17 protein-coding genes are annotated in these 20,892 nt (G+C 41.5%); 5 read left to right on the forward strand and 12 right to left on the reverse strand.

What is annotated here, in order from left to right:
• Positions 1-206: 206 nt before the first annotated feature.
• The gene (locus tag ACQKL6_RS16620) at positions 207-1,073 is read right to left on the reverse strand and encodes an alpha/beta hydrolase (protein WP_427651508.1); all 867 of its coding nucleotides are present in this window, start codon (positions 1,071-1,073) and stop codon (positions 207-209) included.
• Positions 1,074-1,490: 417 nt separating this feature from the next.
• On the opposite strand from ACQKL6_RS16620, the gene ACQKL6_RS16625 reads away from it, so the two are divergent.
• From ACQKL6_RS16625 to ACQKL6_RS16640, 4 genes are read left to right on the forward strand one after another with little or no spacing between them, the layout of a single operon-like run.
• Positions 1,491-2,459, forward strand: a complete 969-nt coding sequence (locus ACQKL6_RS16625) for an ABC transporter substrate-binding protein (RefSeq protein ID WP_427651510.1) — start codon at positions 1,491-1,493, stop codon at positions 2,457-2,459.
• A 22-nt stretch (positions 2,460-2,481) separates the two neighbouring features.
• On the forward strand, positions 2,482-3,489 hold the full coding sequence (locus ACQKL6_RS16630; protein WP_402959245.1) for a FecCD family ABC transporter permease: 1,008 nt from the start codon (positions 2,482-2,484) through the stop codon (positions 3,487-3,489).
• A 28-nt stretch (positions 3,490-3,517) separates the two neighbouring features.
• Complete coding sequence (locus ACQKL6_RS16635) at positions 3,518-4,510, forward strand: FecCD family ABC transporter permease (RefSeq protein WP_427651537.1); 993 nt, start codon at positions 3,518-3,520, stop codon at positions 4,508-4,510.
• A 15-nt stretch (positions 4,511-4,525) separates the two neighbouring features.
• Positions 4,526-5,356, forward strand: a complete 831-nt coding sequence (locus ACQKL6_RS16640) for an ABC transporter ATP-binding protein (protein ID WP_427651513.1) — start codon at positions 4,526-4,528, stop codon at positions 5,354-5,356.
• Between the two features lie 45 nt (positions 5,357-5,401).
• Here ACQKL6_RS16640 and ACQKL6_RS16645 read toward each other — a convergent pair whose 3' ends face one another.
• Positions 5,402-8,527 carry an MMPL family transporter gene (locus ACQKL6_RS16645; RefSeq protein WP_403125215.1) on the reverse strand — a complete coding sequence of 1,042 codons (3,126 nt, stop codon included), beginning with the start codon at positions 8,525-8,527 and terminating at the stop codon, positions 5,402-5,404.
• A complete protein-coding gene (locus tag ACQKL6_RS16650) occupies positions 8,528-8,992 on the reverse strand; it encodes a MarR family winged helix-turn-helix transcriptional regulator (protein ID WP_402875595.1) in 465 nt (154 codons plus the stop codon).
• A 171-nt stretch (positions 8,993-9,163) separates the two neighbouring features.
• Here ACQKL6_RS16650 and ACQKL6_RS16655 point away from each other — a divergent pair, with 171 nt between their 5' ends.
• Positions 9,164-9,697, forward strand: coding sequence for a YtxH domain-containing protein (locus ACQKL6_RS16655; RefSeq protein WP_402875593.1), 534 nt, complete (start codon positions 9,164-9,166; stop codon positions 9,695-9,697).
• Between the two features lie 42 nt (positions 9,698-9,739).
• Here the strand turns inward: ACQKL6_RS16655 and ACQKL6_RS16660 are convergent, their stop codons facing one another.
• From ACQKL6_RS16660 to ACQKL6_RS16700, 9 genes are all read right to left on the reverse strand, one after another.
• Entirely contained in the window at positions 9,740-11,521 is a 1,782-nt protein-coding gene (locus ACQKL6_RS16660; RefSeq protein ID WP_402875652.1) for an ABC transporter ATP-binding protein, read from the reverse strand.
• Between the two features lie 31 nt (positions 11,522-11,552).
• Positions 11,553-13,295, reverse strand: coding sequence for an ABC transporter ATP-binding protein (locus tag ACQKL6_RS16665; RefSeq protein ID WP_402875591.1), 1,743 nt, complete (start codon positions 13,293-13,295; stop codon positions 11,553-11,555).
• A 276-nt stretch (positions 13,296-13,571) separates the two neighbouring features.
• Positions 13,572-14,462, reverse strand: coding sequence for a peptidylprolyl isomerase (locus ACQKL6_RS16670; RefSeq protein WP_402959250.1), 891 nt, complete (start codon positions 14,460-14,462; stop codon positions 13,572-13,574).
• A 227-nt stretch (positions 14,463-14,689) separates the two neighbouring features.
• Complete coding sequence (locus ACQKL6_RS16675; protein ID WP_402875589.1) at positions 14,690-15,763, reverse strand: ABC transporter substrate-binding protein; 1,074 nt, start codon at positions 15,761-15,763, stop codon at positions 14,690-14,692.
• On the reverse strand, positions 15,760-16,563 hold the full coding sequence (locus ACQKL6_RS16680; protein WP_402875588.1) for an ABC transporter permease: 804 nt from the start codon (positions 16,561-16,563) through the stop codon (positions 15,760-15,762). Before ACQKL6_RS16680 ends, ACQKL6_RS16675 begins: the two co-directional genes overlap by 4 nt.
• A gap of 1 nt (position 16,564) precedes the next feature.
• Positions 16,565-17,368 (reverse strand): ABC transporter permease, encoded by an 804-nt coding sequence (locus tag ACQKL6_RS16685; RefSeq protein ID WP_402875586.1) that lies wholly within the window; start codon positions 17,366-17,368, stop codon positions 16,565-16,567.
• Positions 17,358-18,467 carry an ABC transporter ATP-binding protein gene (locus ACQKL6_RS16690; RefSeq protein ID WP_402875583.1) on the reverse strand — a complete coding sequence of 370 codons (1,110 nt, stop codon included), beginning with the start codon at positions 18,465-18,467 and terminating at the stop codon, positions 17,358-17,360. Before ACQKL6_RS16690 ends, ACQKL6_RS16685 begins: the two co-directional genes overlap by 11 nt.
• A 72-nt stretch (positions 18,468-18,539) precedes the next feature.
• Positions 18,540-19,082 carry a helix-turn-helix domain-containing protein gene (locus ACQKL6_RS16695; protein ID WP_402875580.1) on the reverse strand — a complete coding sequence of 181 codons (543 nt, stop codon included), beginning with the start codon at positions 19,080-19,082 and terminating at the stop codon, positions 18,540-18,542.
• Positions 19,083-19,410: 328 nt separating this feature from the next.
• Positions 19,411-20,793: a protoporphyrinogen oxidase gene (locus ACQKL6_RS16700; RefSeq protein WP_402875579.1), complete on the reverse strand. Its 1,383-nt coding sequence runs from the start codon at positions 20,791-20,793 to the stop codon at positions 19,411-19,413.
• Positions 20,794-20,892 lie beyond the last annotated feature (99 nt).

Consider the following 20,892-nt stretch of genomic DNA (forward strand, 5'->3'; position numbering starts at 1 on the left):
TTTCTTGATAAGAGAATCTAGTGCAACCATGCAACAGATTCTCAGTTTCATTACAAAAATCGTTTGGTAGAGAACCCTTTAACCAGCTCTCCTCTATCTTTTATCAATAATGATAATCATTATCATTTAAATTCTACAGGTAATGTTATACATTTCTATCTTCACGGTCAATGGGTATTCATCGATTTGCTAAGAAAGACCTATTCCTACACAGGTCCATTTGCCCTTAAAGCAAAACGTAGTCCCTTGTTAATTAATGGAGGTAAAACAGACACGTGATTTTCCTCCTCGAACTCCGTGAACTTTACATGTAGCCTGCCTTTCGTTGAAGTTCTTAAACGGTTAGAGAGTTCTAATGCATTTTCATTCATGCCACTTTTGTGATTTTTTTCGAATTCCCCCACACCTACAAATAAGGAGATATCCCTATCATCCCTTCCCAATCGACTCAGGAAATGATTCTCTTCTTCCGAAAACCACTTTTTATTCCAATGAATCGAGGGACTACCCGCGATATATGTTTGAAAAGCTTGAGGATTACTGAATAAGGTATACAGGGTAAACAAGCCACCTAATGAATGACCGAGAAGCGCTTGTCTACCCCGGTTGATGTTAATGGAACTCATAATCTCGGGCTTGAGGTCTTCTTCAATGAAATTCAAGAAGTTCGCCGCCCCTCCATGTGGAGGCCAATCCCCCCCATCAGGTTTCTTTGGCAATTCTGAATAATCGACGGGCAATGTGAAGTCATAATAACGGTCGGTGGAAAATGCTCCGTCTATCGGATATCCAATACCGACGATAACGGCAGGTACGATCCCTGTCTTTTCAGGTCGCTTCGACTGCAAACGCATGGCCTCGACAATGGTTCCAAACACCGAATTGGCGTCGAGCACATATATGACTGGAAATCCTCCTGCTGGCTGTGCCTCTTTTGGTCGATAGATCAAAATTTGGTACATCCGTCCTTCCCTACTAGATTTCATGAGGAATTGACTCGTCCCTTTCAAGACTACTTCTCTATCTTCCCTAAAGTGACCCACCATTGCTGCCTTATCCTTTTCTTTCTCCATATTCTTTCATTCCTCCCATTACCTAATTTTCGACTATTAATCTTCACTTCTAGTTATCATGTATTTCATAACCCATTTATTGATAGTACTTACTTCTCACTAAATGATAATGTTTCTCATTTAGTTTATCAACATTGGTGAAATTTGCAACCACACCTTTCCTGAATATCTTTTTCATAGAAAATTAATGATGATATTTTATTTTTTTACAAAAATGCTATTGATAATTTTGTGGATTACCTATATATTGTATATTGCATGATAATGATAATCGTTATCACTGGTTACCTTCGTTTAACTCACTAGATTCCTAGTTGGATAGGTATCGAAATAAATTTTTAACTGCGCTAGAGAGCATCTACATATTGTTTGTATCACATTTTTAAAAAAATATTTTAGAATAAGGGGAGTCAGAACATGAAGAAAAAGTTAATGGTACTTGGCATGGCGGCAGTCTTTAGTATTGGACTTGGAGCTTGCGGTAATGCTGAAAACAGTTCAGGGGATACTTCTGAAAAAAGCAGTGCGACCGAAACGAAGAAGCAAGAGACACAAAAGATAACCTATCTTGGCAAGGAATATACGATTCCTTCTGAAGTTAAAAGAATAGTGACAGCAAGTTTGGAGTCAATGGAAGATGCCGCTGCATTAGGAGTTAAACCAGTGGGTGCTATAACGGTAGGTGGAAAACTTCCAGAATATTTGGCGAAAGACCTTGAGGGTGCAGAGTCAATTGGTGAGAAAATGCAGCCAAACTACGAAACCATTCTTGGCCTTAAACCAGATGCTATCATGTGGACATCCAAATCCGACGGTACGGTAACGGAAAAATTAGATAAAGTGGCTACAACATTCCCTTACTCACATATTTCTACTGATTGGGAGGACAACTTACGGTTAATGGCCAAGCTGTCCGGCACGGAAGACAAGGCCGAATCCATCATCTCTCAATACAAAGAGGATGCTGAAAAAGCAAAAGTGGAAGTCGGCGAAAACCTGAAGGATAAAAAGGTAATGGTTGTGAGGGTAAGAAACGGTAGTCTATTCCTATATCCTCAAGATGTATACTTCAACCCAGTGTTATATGCTGATTTAGGATTAACGGTTCCTGAAGAAATTAAACCAGTCAAAGCGCAAGAAATGATTGCATTAGAGAAATTTGCTGAAATTAACCCGGACTATATCTTCCTACAGTTCTCAGAAAGCGAAAATGCTGAAAAACCAAAAGCTTTAGAAGAATTGGAAAGCAGCTCCATTTGGAAGAGCATCGAGGCTGTTAAAAACGATAAGGTGTTTGTGAACTCTGTTGATCCGCTTGCACAAGGTGGAACAGCGTGGAGTAAAACATCCTTCTTAAAAGCTGCATCGGAAAATTTAGCTAAATAAGCAGTAAGGTGCGTTGATTGATATGGCAAAAATAAATTCATTACCGATCATAATTCTATGTATGGCACCCGTCTTAATTATTCTGACAACCATTTTGTCCATTCTTTATGGTGCAAAAAATATAGACTTTATAACAGTATGGAATGCATTTTTGCATTATGACCCAGAGAACGTCGATCATGCTATTATAATCACTTCACGATTGCCAAGGGTTCTGGGTGCCCTTCTTGTTGGGGCATTTTTAGCCATATCAGGAGCACTCATGCAGGGGATGACAAGGAACTATCTTGCATCCCCTTCAATTATGGGAGTGACCGATGGCTCTGCATTTGTCATCACTCTTTGCATGGTTTTCGCTCCTGGCATGTCTTCTTTCCATATGATTCTTTTTTCGATGCTGGGTTCTGCCTTAGGGGCTGGCATAGTTTTTGGTTTTGGTTCATTACTACATAATGGTTTATCCCCGGTACGCCTAGCCATAATCGGTACGGTAATCGGAACATTTTTGAGTAGTATATCGGCTGCGATAGCCTCCTACTTCCAAATCTCCCAGAGTGTTAGTTTTTGGTATAATGCAAGATTGCATCAGATCAATCCGGACATCCTGAAACTTTCGATCCCCATTGGGGCAATTGGCATCATCCTTGCTCTATTCATTTCCAAATCCATCACCATTCTATCTCTGGGGGATGAAGTCTCCATCAACTTAGGTCAACGTACGAAACTAGTTAAGCTTGTTTCCCTACTCTCTGTCGTATGCCTAACGGGTATTGCAGTAGCACTCGTCGGCAAGATTGGATTTATAGGATTGATCATCCCACACATCACACGCTTTTTAATAGGAATCGATTATAAATGGATCGTTCCCTGTGCTGGTGTAATCGGTGGAATTTTCCTAGCATTATGCGATGTAATCAGTAGGTTCGTTAATTATCCATTCGAAACGCCGATCGGAGTGGTCACCTCCTTAATCGGCATCCCTTTCTTCCTATATTTAATAAGAACGAAAGGAGGAGAAAAAAGTGTATAGTCAATCATCGAAACGCTTGGTTATCACAATGACAGTCGGTATCTGCCTAATCATAGCGACAAGCTATTTAAGCTTGGTAAGCGGTACCTTTGATATGACCGTCATGGATGTCGTTCGGACGTTATTCCGTATAAACCCGGTCGTAGACTACGATTTGGTCATTTTTGATTTTAGGCTCCCCCGCATTGTCATTGCCGGTCTAGTGGGACTTGCACTAGGTATTGCAGGAGCTGTCATTCAAGGTGTAACGAGAAACGGTTTGGCGGATTCAGGCATCTTGGGAATAAATGCAGGGGCCGGAACTGCCATCGTCATCTTCATGTTTTTCTTTCAAGGTAAATATATTGGAGCAGGTTCTGATTGGCTGTCCATCATGAGCGTTCCGTTGTTTGGATTGGTTGGTGGTATTTTAGCCGCCCTCATCATATTCCTTATTTCGTGGAAAAACGGATCCCTTGATACGAGTCGTTTCTTACTGACCGGGATTGCGATTGGCTCGGCATTTGGGGCCCTTTCCCTCTACATATCTTTGAAGATGAAATCTTCGGATTTTGAAATGGCCACTGTATGGATCTCAGGCAGTATCTACTCGGCCAATTGGAAATACATCGTCGCCATGTTACCTTGGCTAATAATCTTAATACCCATCATTATGAGGAAGGCCTATTTATTGGATTTGTTTCAATTGGAACAGACCAGTATAAAAAGCCTAGGAATATCAGTAGAAAAGGAAACTTCGATTCTCTTGCTCAGCAGTATCGGCTTAGTGAGTGCATGTGTTTCCGTATCAGGTAACATCGGATTTATCGGGTTGATGTCCCCACACATTGCAAAACACCTTGTAGGAATCCACCACAAACATGTGCTTCCTGTGTGTGGGGTGATTGGGTCCTTCCTGGTAATCGCTTCCGACTATATCGCAAAGACGGTGTTTGCACCGGCTGAATTGCCAGTAGGAATCGTCATTTCCATTATCGGTGTTCCCTATTTTCTCTATTTATTAATAAAAGAAAAAAGATAAAAGGAGAGATGGCCCGTGAGCATTCTGCAGATGGAAAATCTGGAAACCAATTATGAAAAATTCACAGTGTTCAAAGATTTAAATTTGGAAATAAAAGAAGGAATGATCACAACCATCATTGGACCGAATGGATGCGGTAAATCCACTTTACTAAAAACAATAGGGCGCATCCTTAAGCAAAAAAACGGGACCATTTATCTGCAGGGGCAGGATTTACAGTCCATTCATACAAAGCGGATTGCCCAGTTAATGGCCTTGCTTCCCCAAAACCCTGTCGCACCTTCTCAATTGAAAGTGGAGGAACTTATTTCATATGGTAGATATCCACACCGCAATAATGTCAATAAATTAACCAGAGACGATAAAGAAAAGATTGAATGGGCCATGGACATTACCAAGACCCTCCCTTTTCGTGATAGGGAAATAGCCAACCTATCCGGTGGGCAGCGTCAAAAGGTTTGGCTTGCCATGGCATTAGCACAGGAAACGGGCATATTATTATTGGATGAACCTACGACATACCTTGATATGGCTCATCAATTGGAAGTTCTACGGATCGTTGAAAGGTTAAACATAGAACAAAATAGAACCATCGTCATGGTTTTACATGACATCAATCATGCGGCCCGCTTTTCTGATGAAATCATCACCATGAAGAATGGAAAAATCATGAAGGTTGGAACCCCTTCCGAGACGATTACACCGGAAGTCTTGAAAGAGGTCTTTCAAATCGATGCACGGATCATGATAGACCCCTCCAATGGGGCTCCCGTATGTTATGGATATGATAATATCGGCCAACAAGAAGAAGCAGCAAAAGATGTTTATGTAACGAGTGAATGCTAAGAAAACAAACGAAAGGCACCCAGGTGGGGTGCCTTTCGTTTTGTATCATTTCTCAGATTGCTGTTGGTTCATAAACGGCCACCAGTTAGCTTTTCCGAACGTTGCAACCATCACTGGGATAAACAGTGGCAATATGATGAACGCGTATAGAGCTAGGCCTACCAATATTAAAGTCGCAATCTCTAGGAGTGACAGAACGCCTGCAGGCATCATGGCAGCGAAAGTCCCACCAAGGATCACGGCCGCGGAGATAATGACCGTCCCCATTTTCCGCATCGATAAATACATCGCTTCTTTTACCGGTTTACCTTTCCACTCATTAAAGCGATCCATCAAGAAAATACTATAATCGATTCCGAGTGCTATTAAGATAACGAAAGCGAAGAATGGAACGGCCCAGCCTATGCCCGCATACCCCAGAATGTTAACGAATATCAATTCTGTAATCGCCGCTGCCGTGAAGTATGTCAAAACAAGAGACACGATTAAATAGATTGGCATAACCAACGATCTAAACATAAAGAATAGAACGATTGCAATACCTGAAAGCATCAACACCACTGTCTTAGAGAAATCAGCCTCTGACATCATGCTCAAATCATGATGGGTGCTTGTAATTCCGCCGATAGCAATGTTGGCATTTTCTAGTTTTGTTCCTTTCGTTACATTTTTGACCGCATCCTCAATCCTATCAATTTGTTCAATGGATTCGTTGGAATATGGATTCGTCTTGAAGATTACATCAAGTGTCATCACTTTGCCGTCGTCAGATAGATAGGTATTCAGTGATTCTCCAAATTCCTTGCTTTCCAACACCTCTTTTGGAATGTACATGCCTGTGACCGTTTTATCCGTCTTCGCAAGACCGGATAAATAGCCCTGTGCAGATGATAATCCATCATGGACTTCATTCAGGCCATCGGCACTTTTATTTAAACCATCTTCCAATTGGTTTAGCTGACCACCCATGCTGGAAAAGCCATTCAATAGCTCTTGCTGACCACTGCTTAAGCTTGTTAGGCCCCCTTCAAACTGGGATAGATTTTTAATGACTTCGCTTTGTCCATTGGCCATGGTCGTTAATCCTTTTTGCAAGGTATCCACCCCTGTGATCAACTGGGTTAGACCTTTCCCCAGGGCTTTTTGTCCGTTCACGATTTCCGCCATGCTTTTATTCGCGGTATTCAAGCCACCAGATACAAGGCCGAGATTCTTATTGAGTTCCGTTAGTCCAGCTGCCATCGTTCCTACCCCACTCTGTGCGCCCTGGACCGTTTGTTTGATTGTTTGGTAGTTCACATCTTGCTGAAGCTCCGGATTACTAGCTTCCATTTTTTCAAAGGATGCGTTCAGCCCCGTAAGACTTTTCGACACCTCATTAAGATTTGTCTGAATATCTTTGTACCCGCCTTTAAGTTCATTCAATCCAGATGTGGACTGCTGGTAGCCTTCCAAAAGCTTTCCACTGCCTGTAGCCAGCTTTTCAAGGTTAGACTTGACCTCTTCCAGTCCTTTTTTCACGTCCCCTGTACCTAAGGAGCCATCACGGATACCTGCTTCAATACTCGTTAAAGCGGTCTCTACCTGGCCTACCCCGTTTTTCAATTCATTGGTTCCAGAGATCAGGCCTCCGATTCCGTCTGTCGCCTTCTTTAAACGCGGACCAGATTCTGAAAGTTCACTTCCTGCCGTCTTTAATCCGTCACTAATCTGTTCAATCCCTTGATTCCCTTCTCCGATTCCTTTTTCCAACGTTTTGGCCTGATTGGAGACAAACAAATCCTCTATAGGCTCACCGGTCGGACGGGTTACAGAACGGACGACATCGACGTCATCCACCTTCGTGATTTCCACACTGATCTTCTCCGCAAGCCCGACATAATCCTCTGAATCCATCCGCTCATCATTCTGGATGACGATCTGGGTTGGCATGGATTGTCCCGGACCAAATTCGTCGGCAATGATATTGAAGGCCATGATTGAGGGAACATCATTCCCAGCCTCTTCAAGAGAGTTATAAGAAATCTTCCCTTCATACATAAATAAAAAGGGAACACAAACAATCGCCACGATAAGCAAGGCCAGCAAAGGACGATTTAAGGAGAAGTTTCCTAATCTGCCCCACAACTTACTATCGCTATGTTCAAGCTTGCCTTTTGAAGGCCAGAATAGCTTCTTGCCAAGCACTGCCATGAAAAATGGAACGATTGTATACAGGGCAACCATCAGAATAAAGACTCCGATGGCCACGGCAGCTGCTGATTGATATAGCTTAAACGTGGAAAAGCCAATGGCCGCAAATCCGATCATCACGGTCAATCCGCTGAAGAAGACCGTTTTACCAGCCGTACGATACGTTTCTACAATGGCTTCCGTCAATGACTCCTGTCCTGATAATTCCTCTTTAAAACGACTTAACAAGAGAATGCAATAATCCGTTCCGATCCCGAACAAAATCCCGACCAAGAAAATCTGGGTATAGGACGAGATGGGAAAATCCCAACGGTCCACCAAAAAGGAAACGATGGATTGGGAGCATAAATAGGTGAAGCCTACTGTAATCATCGGAATGAGAGGCGTCACTACCGAACGGAAGACCACCAATAATACCACCAATATGAAGATGACGGTGATTCCCTCCGTTTTTTTTAATCCTTCCTGGGAATTGGTATTAAGATCTTCATCGATTATCCAACTGCTCGTGTAATAATGATCAACATCTATTTGATCCAATTCCTTATAAAGCGCGTCAATGACGTCCTTTGCCTCACGGTCTCCCTTGGTCATGGTGATGGAGGTCAGTATCGTGGATTGATCTTTCGAAACCAACTGTTCTTTAAGGGATGGTTCTTTAAAATGGGTCAGTATTTCTTTGATGCCCAGTTCCCCTTTATTCACTTCTAACCTTTGTATCCCCTTTTCAATCTCTTGCCTTTCATCTGCAGTCAGCTTCTTTTCACTATGAAAAACCAGGGCCACCTGCGATTCATCCTCATTTTGCACTTGCTTCAAAAGTTCATTCGCCATTCCGGAAGAATACTCTTTCGGAACATCCAACTGTCCCTTTTCCTTGACGAGTTCCGCCATATTAGGAGCTATGAACAATAATCCAACTGTAATGGCAATCCAGATAATGACGATTGCCCATTTTCCTTTTAAAATTGCTCTCATTTACCTTTCCTCCCTTATCCCCATCTTCATCTCGGCAAAAGTCCATGAAAGCTTTTCATATGTATCCAGGAAACTAACAATCTCTTCATATTTAAAATTCCCCATGATTGTCTCTACGACTATATGAATCTTCTGCTCCATTTCCTGAAATAATGTTTCTCCCTTTTCGGAAAGCCTCAAATGGACCACCCTTCGGTCATCAAGGTCACGTGCACGCTCTATCAAGCCTTTGCCTTCAAGGCGTTTAATGTTCGATGTGACTGCGCTTTTATTGACATGGAAAGCCTCACTAAGCTCGGTCGAGGTACAGAATTGCTGTTGTTTTATGAAACGCAAAGTATAATATTGTTCATTTGTCAGTACATCACAAATCTCGTCTTTAATGAGAAGCTCCCCCATCTTATTCACATGAAAGGAAACCTTCATGTATCGATCAATCAATTCGGTAACTTGTTTATCACTCATCCCTTCACCCCATAAAAAGTAGTTCAGTCACTTAACTATTTGCCATCTTACTATAAATTGGATTAATATGTCAATTAGATGACAGTTTTATTGTTATCCGTTTAAATCATGGAAAATTAGGGAAACAAGAAAGTAAGAACATACTAACCATTCTTAAAGGAGGAAGTATAGATGACTCAATCAAATAATCAAAACGAATCGAATAGCAAACTACTAAAAGGTATTATTATCGGAGGAATTGTCGGCGGTGCCTTAACATTATTGGACTCGAACACAAGAAATAAAATGAAACGTTCTGCAGTTCTTTTAAAAGACAATTCCATGAATATGATTGAACAGGTAAAACAAAATCCCGGTGAAGTGAAGGAACAAATGGTATCCGGCGTTAAGGGTGCAACCGAAACGATCAAAGAGGCAATCAGTGACGTTGAAACCCTATATGAAACCGTTAATGAAGAAGTCGTAGGAAAAGTATCGGAAGTGAAAGAGATTTCCACCAACGCCCTCGGTTCAGCGAAAGATGCAACAAGTGAATTGAAGGACATTAGCTCTAAAGTCGTAGTGGCTGGGAAGCAATTGAAGGAAACTCCTGCACAATCCCTGAAAACGGAAAAGGAAGATAATAAAAAAGGCGAAAAAGATAGCGATGAAATGGTCACCAAATCCCAACTATCAAATGAAAAATCCATCTCATCCAACTTCTAACACATAAAGAAAGAGCAGAGAAAACTCTGCTCTTTTTTCGTACTAAATATTGAATTGACTATCGTACAAATCCTTATAAAACCCTCGACTCATCATAAGTTCGTGATGGGTACCCATTTCGATGATTTCACCATCTTTTATAACCAAAATCTTGTCGGCGGTTTCTATTGTTTTCAATCGGTGGGCGATGACGAAGCTCGTGCGCCCCTCCGTCAAGCGGTTCACTCCTTTTTGGATTTCAATTTCCGTCCTTGTATCAATACTCGATGTCGCCTCATCTAAAATCAACACATCCGAATCCGCCAAGATGGCCCTGGCTATGGCCAAAAGCTGCTTTTGCCCTTGACTTAAATTCAAACCGCCTGTTGTGATCCGGGTCTGATACTGATCTGGCAAGTGTTTGATGAAGCCATGTGCCGAAGCAACCTTAGCCGCTTCAATCACTTCAGAATCTGTTGCATCTAACCGGCCATATCGGATATTTTCTAAAATGGTCCCCGAAAATAGAAAAGTATCCTGGAGAACAATGCCGATTTTCTTTCGTAAATCACTAATTTTATAGTCTTGTATGTTTCGACCATCCATGTTGATTTGACCCTGGTCCACTTCATAAAATCGGGATAGCAAATTAATAATCGTCGTTTTCCCCGATCCGGTCGGACCAACAAGGGCAATGGTCTGCCCGGCTGATGCCGTAAAGTTAATTCCCTTTAGAATCGGTTGATCCTTGGAATAGCCAAAATGGACATCTGTAAACTCTACATCCCCCTTAAAGGCATCGACGGGTATTGCACCCTTTTTATCCTTCATATCAGGCGTTTCATCCAAGATTTCAAATACACGTTCGGCTCCTGCAATGGCTGATTGAAAGGTATTTAGTAGACTGGACAGTTGATTGATTGGTCGGAAAAATTGCCGGGAGTAGGTCACAAAAGCGGCAATGAGTCCCACCGTGACCGTTCCCTTTACGGCCATCAAAGCACCGACACCGATGACAATAGCTAAGCCGATGTTGTTAATGAAGTTATTAATTGGCCCCAAGAACCCGGAAACTGTATCAGCGGCCATTGAAGAACGGCGAAGCCTCTCATTAACGGTGGAAAACTGGCTGAAGACCTTTTCTTCTTTTCCAAATAAAGTGATGACTTCCGTTCCTGAAATGGATTCCTCGATGAACCCATTTAACTCCCCTAAGTCACGTTGCCTTTTTATGAAGTTACTGCTGCTGTATTTGATGATCTTTTTAGTCGTCAGTATCATCAGCGGGACAATCAGTAGGGTTACCACCGCTAAAATTGCATTCATGGAGAACATCGCTATCGTCACACCGGCAATCATGAGCAACGAATTAAAAATTTGGATGACACTTTGACTTAATGCATTGTTCAATTGATCAATATCGTTCGTCACCCGGCTCATCAAATCTCCATGAACCCGGTTATCAAAAAATCGTAAGGAAAGCGTGTGAAATTTATTATATAAGTCTTTACGCAGCGTTCGAATGGTCCGTAACGATACATTTATCATGATGGCTGTCTGCATCCAGGTGAACAGAGACGATCCGATATAGACAGCTGCAAGTACCCCTAGCATTCTTACCGTACCCGTAATATCTTTCGGAATAATATAGTGATCTATGATTCTTCCAATCAGATAAGGTCCTGATAGACCAAGTAATGTCGAGAGCACCACAAATAAAATCGCTATGATCAAACCCGCTTTCTGCTTCTCTACATACTGCCAAATCCTTTTAACCGTCTGTTTTTTATTCTTTGCTTGAACGACCGGGCCACCAAATCCTCTTGGTCCGCGGGCTTTCCCCATCACATCTGATACTGGAGGTTGATTCATCTGCTTATTCATGGGGAGCTATCTCCCTTCCGCTTTGCGTCCGATAAATATCCTGGTAAACACGACTTTTGGCGAGTAGTTCTTCATGAGTACCCTTCGCCTCAATCATTCCGTCATCCATCACAAGAATCTGATCGGCATCCATAATCGAAGATATCTTGGATGAAACAATGAACACCGTCGAATCGGTAAATTCCCGCTTCAACGCCTGTAGGACCTTTGCTTCCGATAGGGCATCTATCGCTGACGTCGAGTCATCCAAGATCAAGATCCTAGGTTTTCGGATAAAAGCCCTTGCAATAGACAACCTTTGCTTTTGCCCACCTGACAAATTGTTGGCACCCTGAGTCAGCCTATACGAGAATGCCCCCTCAAAGCCCTTAACAAAATCAAGAGCGGCCGCGGATTGAGTCGCTGCTTCCATATCTGCCGTCCCCGCCTCCTCTTTTCCGAACCGTAGATTTTCTTCAATGCTTCCGGAAAACAGCGAGGCCCTTTGAGGAATATACCCAATCTCACCCCTTAGGCTTTTTAGAGGATAATCCTGTAAAGGGATGCCATCAATAGTAATCGTACCGGTATCAGGATCATATAAACGCGGAATCAACTTAACGAGGGTGGACTTCCCACTGCCTGTTGAACCGATAATACCTATCTTTTGTCCTCCTCGGGCATGAAAACTAATATCTTTAATCACATATTCACCATTTTTGCTATAACTGTAATTCACACGTTCAAACTTCACATCCCCCGTCCTTGCCTGAACAGATGCTGGTTTGGAAGGTTCATTAATATCAATTTCCGTATCTAACACTTGTTGAATCCGGTCTGCCGAAGGAAAGGAGCGCGTGATCTGCATCAAGACGTGACTACTCGACATCAATCCGTTCATGATGATATTCAAGTAGTTGATGAAAGCTAATATGACACCGACCTGCATCGTTCCGTTTTCTACCCTGATTGCACCCATCCACATACCAGCCACCACACCCAAATTGATAACAAATAACAAAATGGGCATTAAGGCCATAATGGTCTGCTCTGCCGCTACATTTCGTTTCGTCAGCTTATCATTAAACTCCTTGAAACTCTCCTTTTCAAATTCCTGGCGGTCATATGCCTTAATGACCCGGATGCCACTCAGTGTCTCCTGGAGCTTTGTATTCACATGATCCATGGCTTCTTGAACCCGTTTAAATAACTTCCCTGCCTGTGAGGAAAAATAAATAATGGCGACCATCAAAACAGGTACAGCGACCGCTAATACCGGAAACAATTCACGTGCTGTCACCCAGACGATAATGACACTCCCAATAAACATGAGCGGCCCCCGGACAAATATCCGTAAGGTCATCATAAGAGAAGACTGCACAGAGGTAATATCATTTGTCACAATCGTGATCAGCTTACCTGTCCCGAATGAATCAGTATTCTTACTAGAAAAAAGTTCCGTTTTCCAAAAAACATCCCTACGTACATCTGAAGCAAAATGAACAGCGGCTTTCGTGCTGTAAACGGTACAACCCAATCCACCTATCAGTCCAATCACTGCAGCTCCCAGCATCAAAAAGCCTAGTTTGGTCACATACACATTGTCTTGGTTGGCTATTCCCTCATCAATGATATGCTGCATCATAGTGGGTTGTAGTAAATCCATCGCTACCTCTATACACATACATAACGGTGCTAAAATCGCAAACAGCGTATATGGCTTCAGATAGGGCAATAACTTTCTTAACGACTTCACTTGCCTTCCCCTTCTTTCTAAAACAGTTCCTATTGGTTTAAAGGCTTTAACATTATTTTCACATGAAACTTTCTTCCATCACCCATTCCGTATACCTTGTAAAATAGCCCGTCAACATGTCCATTTTATGTAAACCTTTCTTCATATCGATTAATTTTAACACCCTAAAACCACTAAAAACAATTGAAATATCGCCAGATTTCATCTCACAAAATCGTATATAAACAAAAAATGGTGCAAAATCGTTACCGATTTTGCACCATTTTCCCTCGTATCTTATTTCGTTGCTTCGAATTTATTCGTTATATCGTAATCTTTCTTCACTTCTGCTAACCAAACCGTGTATTCTTCTTGTAATTTATTATTTAGAAGCGCTTCTTTGATTTCTGGCTTGCTATCTTCTAAATTCGCTTTTTTAGCTTCTTTTTTACCCGTAACTTTTATGATATGGTATCCATACTCCGTTTTGACCGGGTCACTGACTTTATTAACGTCCATGTTGAAGGCAACGTCTTCAAATTCTTTAACCATATTACCTTTTCCGAAGTAGCCTAAGCTTCCGCCTTTTTCCTTCGTTCCAGCATCAGTGGAATACTTGGTTGCCAGCTCAGCAAAGTCTCCGCCAGCAGCAAGTTCTTTTTCTACTTTTTCCGCTGTCTTTTTGTCTTCCACTAAAATATGACTAGCTTCCACTTGTTCTTCTTGGGCAAACGTATCTTTATTTTCTTCAAAATACGCGCTGATTTCATCATCAGTAACAGTAATCCTAGGTTCAACTAATTTTTTCGTATGAAGATAAACCACGATGTCTTGTTTCAATGCCGCTAGGGAAGAACCGCTCGCTTCCAATTGCTCTTTTAAAGCATCTTCTCCACCGTATGATTCAGCTAAGGTATCGATTTCTTTTTGGATTTCTTTCTCTGTAATTTTAATGCCTTCCTTATCTGCTTCTAATTCAACGATTTTATCAGTGATTAATTGATCGGCCGTTTCTGCTCCATAATTTTTGACAAGCGTATCTTGTAGCTCTGCCTCTTTGATTTTCTCTCCGCCTACGCTCGCGACTGTCTTATCAGTAGAGACTACCATTGCATATATTAGGATGGCGGCGATAATTAATATGGCGCCTGCCCATACATATGTCTTCGTGCTTTTCAATAAATTCATATTCTCTCTCCCTTGATTTTTCATTTTATAATAGCAGGAAATTATTAAGAATATCTTAAGATTCCTCTTCACTCTGCTCTTAATGATTATACTAACATAATTTTTTCTCCACCGACATTTTAGAGTATCAAAGGAAACCGGCTTATCCAGTGGGCGACTTATCTACTATGCAAAAAAAAAGCCTGGTCCGAGAAGGAGGACAACACCTTCTCAAACCAGGCTTCCATTTATTTGCGATGCATCTTGAATTCTAGAAAAAGGTCGTTATAACGGGCCAGATTTTTCTTTCCGATGTTTTCGTACACTTCTAGTTTATCAGTCAGTTCAGGAGATGGATAGAACCTCTCATCCTTCACTACTTCTTCCGGTAAATACTTCAAGGCTGCTTTATTCGGAGTGGAATAGCTTACATATTCCGCATTCTGTGCAGCCACTTCGGGATCTAACATGAAATTAATAAACTGATGGGCCGCATTCACGTTTTTCGTTGTTTTTGGGATGACCATATTATCGAACCATAAGTTCGATCCCTCTTTGGGCACCACATATTCAAGGGCTTCGTTTTCCGCCATGATTTCGGAGGCCACTCCTGACCAGACGATTCCAATAGCTGCTTCCTGCGTTTCCAGGAGCATGCGGCTCTCATCTCCAACAATCGCTTTTACATTTGGAGTAAGGCTATCAAGCTTCGTTTTCGCTTCTTGAAGGTGTTTTTCATTCGTATCATTTAGGGAATAATTCAACGAGTTTAGACCCATGCCGATTATTTCACGAGCACCATCCGTCAAAAGGATTTGATTTTTCAAATCTTTATCCCATAAGTCTTCCCAGCTTGTTATTTCTTTTCCCCCAAGCATCTTGGAATTATAAACAACCCCAACGGTGCCCCAGAAGTAAGGGACCGAAAACTTGTTTTCCGGGTCGAAAGGTAAATCGATAAATCGCTCATCGATGTTTTTCAAATTTGGAAGTTTGGAATGATCCAGTGGAATCAACAGATTTTCTTTACGCATTTTATCAATCATATATTCGGACGGAATAGCCACGTCATAGGTGGTACCGCCCTGTTCAATCTTTGTCATCATTGCTTCATTCGAATCGAATGTCTCGTAAATGACCTTGATTCCGGTTTCTTCCTCGAATCGGTCAATCAAATCCGTATCGATATAGTCTCCCCAATTATAAATGGTCAGTGTATCGCTACTTGTAAATCCCTGCGATGAGTTCAACTTCGATGTCACATATAACAGCAAGGCAGAGGTGATTGAAATGACTAGGAACATTTGGACAATCTTCTTCATCTTTTCCCCCCCATTCCTGTATGCTTGACTCGCTGCGTAACAAAGTAATAGACAACGACCAATATTAGTGTGACAAAGAATAGCAAGGTCGATAACGCATTAATATTCAAGGAAATCCCACGGCGGGCCAATGAATAAATTTCCACTGATAAAGTAGAGAATCCATTACCCGTTACAAAGAACGTAACCGCAAAATCATCCAGTGAATAAGTCAATGCCATAAAGAAACCGGCAAAAATACCCGGTGAAATATAAGGCAGAATGACTTTCGACATTACATTCCATCGGCTCGCCCCTAAGTCTCGGGCTGCATCAATCAAGGTAGGGCTCATTTCTTGAAGCTTTGGAAGCACCAGTAACACAACAATTGGAATGCTAAAAGCGATATGTGATAGCAGTACCGAGTAGAACCCAAGCTTGATGCCAGCCATTGTGAAAAGAATCAAAAAGGAAGCACCAATAATGACATCTGGACTTACAATCAGGACGTTATTGAGGGATAAGAATGAATTCCTCATTTGGCTGTTTGTAAAAGAACGGATCCCAATAGCACCGATGACCCCGATAATCGTGGCGATTAGCGCCGACAATAAGGCAATCACAAGCGTATTTAAAACAATGATCAACAGCCTTGTATCCTGGAAAAGCTCCTTATACCAATCCAGCGTGAAACTCTCGAAGTCATACATCGTTCCACCGCTGTTAAACGAATAAAAGACTAAAAAGAAAATCGGCGCATAGAGTACCAGAAAAATCAGGACAAGGAAAACCCTCGATAACGGCGATAGTTTTTTTCTCAATTTACACACCCTGCTTTCGGTTACCCGTTACGAACATAATCAGGAACATAATAATGATTAAAAAGACGGCAATGGTAGAACCCATTCCCCAATCCTGGGTCACCAAGAAATGCTGTTCAATTGCAGTTCCGAGCGTAGTGACCCGATTTCCAGCAATTAGCCTTGTCAGCATGAACAGTGAAAGGGCTGGGATGAAAACAACCTGGCAGCCGGTCTTAACGCCATCGATCGTTAACGGGAATATCACGCGTCGGAAAGTCATCCAACGTGATGCGCCTAAATCATTAGCCGCATCTACAAGAGTCGGATTCATTTCGTCCAACGCATTGAATATTGGTAAAATCATGAATGGAATAAAAATATAAACGGAAACGAATATGAAACTGAAATCAGTAAAGAGTATCTGTTGTTTTCCAATTCCTATCGCTTCCAAAAAGGCATTCGTCATGCCATATGTGCCGAATATGCCAAGGAACGCATAGGCTTTTAATAACAGATTGATCCATGATGGCACAATGACCAGCAGCAGCCAAAGTTGCTTGTGTTTGGTCTTGGTCAGAAGATACGCTGTTGGATACGCTACTAATAGCGAGATCGCTGTAATTAAAAAGGCATACCAAAACGAACTGAGTGTCATCTTCAAATAAACGGGAGTGAAGAACTTTTGATAGTTAATTAACGACAGATTGCCTTCGATATCGAAAAAGGAATAATACAGAACCAGTAGTATCGGCGCAATGACGAAAAATGCAATCCATAAGATATAAGGGATAAAGTAAATATTTCTAGAAAACTTATTTTTCATGGCTTTCTCCACCATGGTACGCTTCTAAACGCTTATCGAACTCTTCCTCTGTTTCTCCCAAACGCATGACGTGTATGGCCTCTGGGTCAAAATATAGACCGATTTCATCCCCGACGGTCACCTTTTTCGTCGACTGGACTAGCCATTCATTTCCATCATGGTCATAACAGCTGATTTCATAGTGCACACCACGGAATAACTGAGAGTCCACCCGAACTTGCAGTTTCCCTCGATCGACTGAAGTAATCTCTAAGTCTTCAGGTCGGATGACAATTTCCACGGCTTCATTACGATTCAATCCTTGGTCCACACATTCGAATTGTCTCCCTACAAACTCGACAAGGTAATCTTCAATCATTTTTCCTTTTACGATATTGGATTCGCCAATAAAGTCGGCAACAAAGCGATTCAAAGGTTCATCATAAATATCAATAGGCGTTCCGCTTTGTTGGATTTTCCCTTTATTAAGGACGAAAATTTCGTCTGACATCGCTAGCGCTTCTTCTTGGTCATGAGTGACGAAGATAAAAGTAATGCCAAGTCTTTGTTGCAATTCCCGCAATTCATACTGCATTTCGGTACGCAGTTTTAAATCCAGGGCTGATAATGGTTCATCTAGAAGAATGACTTCCGGTTCATTCACAATCGCCCGTGCAATCGCTACCCTCTGACGCTGACCGCCTGACATCTCCCTGATTTCGCGTTTTTCATAGCCATCCAAATTCACGAAACTTAGGGCTTCTTTCACCTTAACCTCGACGTCGGCGTTCTTCATTTTTTTTATCCGAAGTCCAAATGCCACATTCTCAAACACATTCAAATGTGGAAATAGGGCATAATCTTGAAAAACCGTGTTGACCTGACGTTTATTGGCCGGAACATTGTTGATTTTTTCACCTTCAAAATAAATATCACCTTTTGAAGCTTCCGTGAACCCTGCTATCAATCGTAGGATGGTCGTCTTACCACAACCCGATGGACCCAGTAGTGTATAAAACTTCCCTCTTTCAATTTCAAAACTGACATTATCCAGAACAACTGTATCGTCATCGAATTGCTTCGTAACATTTTCAAACCGTATAATCTTTTCATTTGCCATAGAGACTTCCCTCTTTCCATTGAACCGCATGTTCTACTTTTCAAATAGACAAGCGTTTGCAATCACTAAATTCTATAAATATGATTCCGTCACCACCAGCAGTAATTCGGATGCTCCATCAAAATCATTGATGATTTGATGTTCATCGGATGCATGAAAGTAAATGGATTCCCCAGCTTTTACAAAATAGGTATGTGTACCAAGCTTCACAATCACCCTGCCACTCAATACATATCCAAAGGTTTCTGACAACGAGGGTTCAAACTGCTTGAACTCCCCTTTTTCCTGAAGTGTCAGCCGAATCGGTTCCATTTCTTTTTCATTGGATTCTGGTACAAGCCACTGAATCTGATAACCGCGCTCTTCATCAATGAAAAAGGTTTGCGTTTCTTCCTCATACACTACCTTTTGAACTTGCTCCTCTTCATCAAAGAAGTCTTTTGGAGTGCAGCCAAGTACTTCAAGGATATTAAAAAAAGTCTCTATTGAAGGTGAACTTAAATCTCTTTCCAGCTGCGAGATATACCCTTTACTTAAATCCGTTCTCTCTCCCAACTCTTCCTGAGTCAATCCTTTTTTTAAACGGAGATTTTTAATCTTTTTGCCAATATGCATAGTATTACCTCAATCCGTTTAGGAATAGTAAACTTACAGTCAATAAAGTTTTGTATTAGTAAACTTTAAGTTTAATTTAATTTTAATTTAACGGTCTTTATTATACAGGAATTAAGTAAAAGTTCAACGGTAATGCAAGGAAAAAATCCCGTTACGATGAGATGGCTAGATAGTCCGCCAACAACTGGGAAAAAGGAAGGCTGCCTCTTGTATCCTTACCAGTATTTAATCAATCGTTTAATGAAAGTTTACCCGTTTAGATGCCCAATCCATTCTGCCGAAAGATGTGCATAATAAAAGGACCGCCATTTTCGGCAGTCCTTTTTCATCATAATCTGGCCGCAATCTCCTGGGCCCTTTTCTCTCCATCCGTAATACAATCAGGGATCCCTACCCCATAATATGAGCAACCTGCAAGAAGTACATTCGGATAGTTCGCTTTCATTTTCTGCTCTAGGGATTGAACAATGTAAGGGTGTTGAATGTGGTAATTCGGCATGTTGTCCTGCCACTTCGTAACTTCGCTTGATACAGGATACTCAGAAATATCCAAGCTTTTTTTAATATCCCCTAATGCCACTTGTATTAATTCTTGCTTCGATAATGACTGTAACCGATCATAATCAGGGTTGGAGCTTTTATAAAAGAGCCGGACTAGCAACTGGCTATTTTCTGAAGTATGCTCCCATTTCCGACTAGTCCAGGTACAGGCATTGCACATCAAATCACTATTTTCACCGACAATGAATCCTGTTCCATCAGGCAGTGTACTGTCGGGGATATCGAATCCAAGGTATATGCTGATCATCGAACTATTAAGCAATCCGGCAAAGTCCTGGTCCAGTTCAGTGTCGCCCAATAGTTTTTGCGTAGTCGTATGTGGCGTACTTAGAACGATGAAATCCGTCTCGATGGTTTCTCCATTTACTAAGGTAACCGTATAGCGCTCTTCATTTTTCCTTATTCTTTCAACCGGATTCCCTTTTAAAATGTCCACACAATCGAGGAGTTCTTCCAACCGTTCAACCAACATCGATAAACCATTCTTAAACGAAAGGAATTTTTTGTTTCCCTTGCTCTTGTATTTATCCTTATTCTCCGATAAGCCGCGGATGATGCTCCCATATTCATTTTTATAATCCAGCATTTCCGGTAATGTCTTGGCAATGGTCAGGTCATTTAACTTACCTGAATAAACGCCAGATAAAACTGGAGAAATCTGCTTCTGAACGAGTTCCTTACCCAGAAAGCTTTCCAGAAATAAACCGATTGAATCATTCTTCGTAAACGTCTCGTTTTTTGTATAAAAATCTCTTAACGCGTCCACCTTACCCTGTGGAGAAATGAGTTCGGTTTTTGCCAAGGACTCCAGGCTCATCGGAATACCGAATAGAGCGTCTTCAGGTATTTTCTTCAGTTTCCCGTCCGTATGGATGAATGATGTTCCTGTGGCATTGTAGACCACATCATCTTCAAGACCCAATTCTTTGATAAATGGTTTTACATGTTGTTTTCTGGCAACAATCGAATCCGCACCCGCCTCCATCTTAAAAGCACCATCATGAATCGTATTGATTTTACCGCCTAATGTATCATTTCCTTCTATCAGGATTAATCTTGCGGGAAGGTTATCGGCCTTCACGACCTTCTGTAAATGATACATGGTCGACAACCCTGTAATTCCTCCGCCAATGACTACAACTGTTTTCATATTTTCACACCTCTATTAGCATACTTATCAATAAACAAAGTGTACCATAAGGCAGAAGGGAAATTAAAACAGCCACGAATTCAACATGGACTTTTGAAC

Source organism: Peribacillus sp. NPDC097197, from assembly GCF_050278025.1.
Classification (GTDB): Bacteria; Bacillota; Bacilli; order Bacillales; family DSM-1321; genus Peribacillus.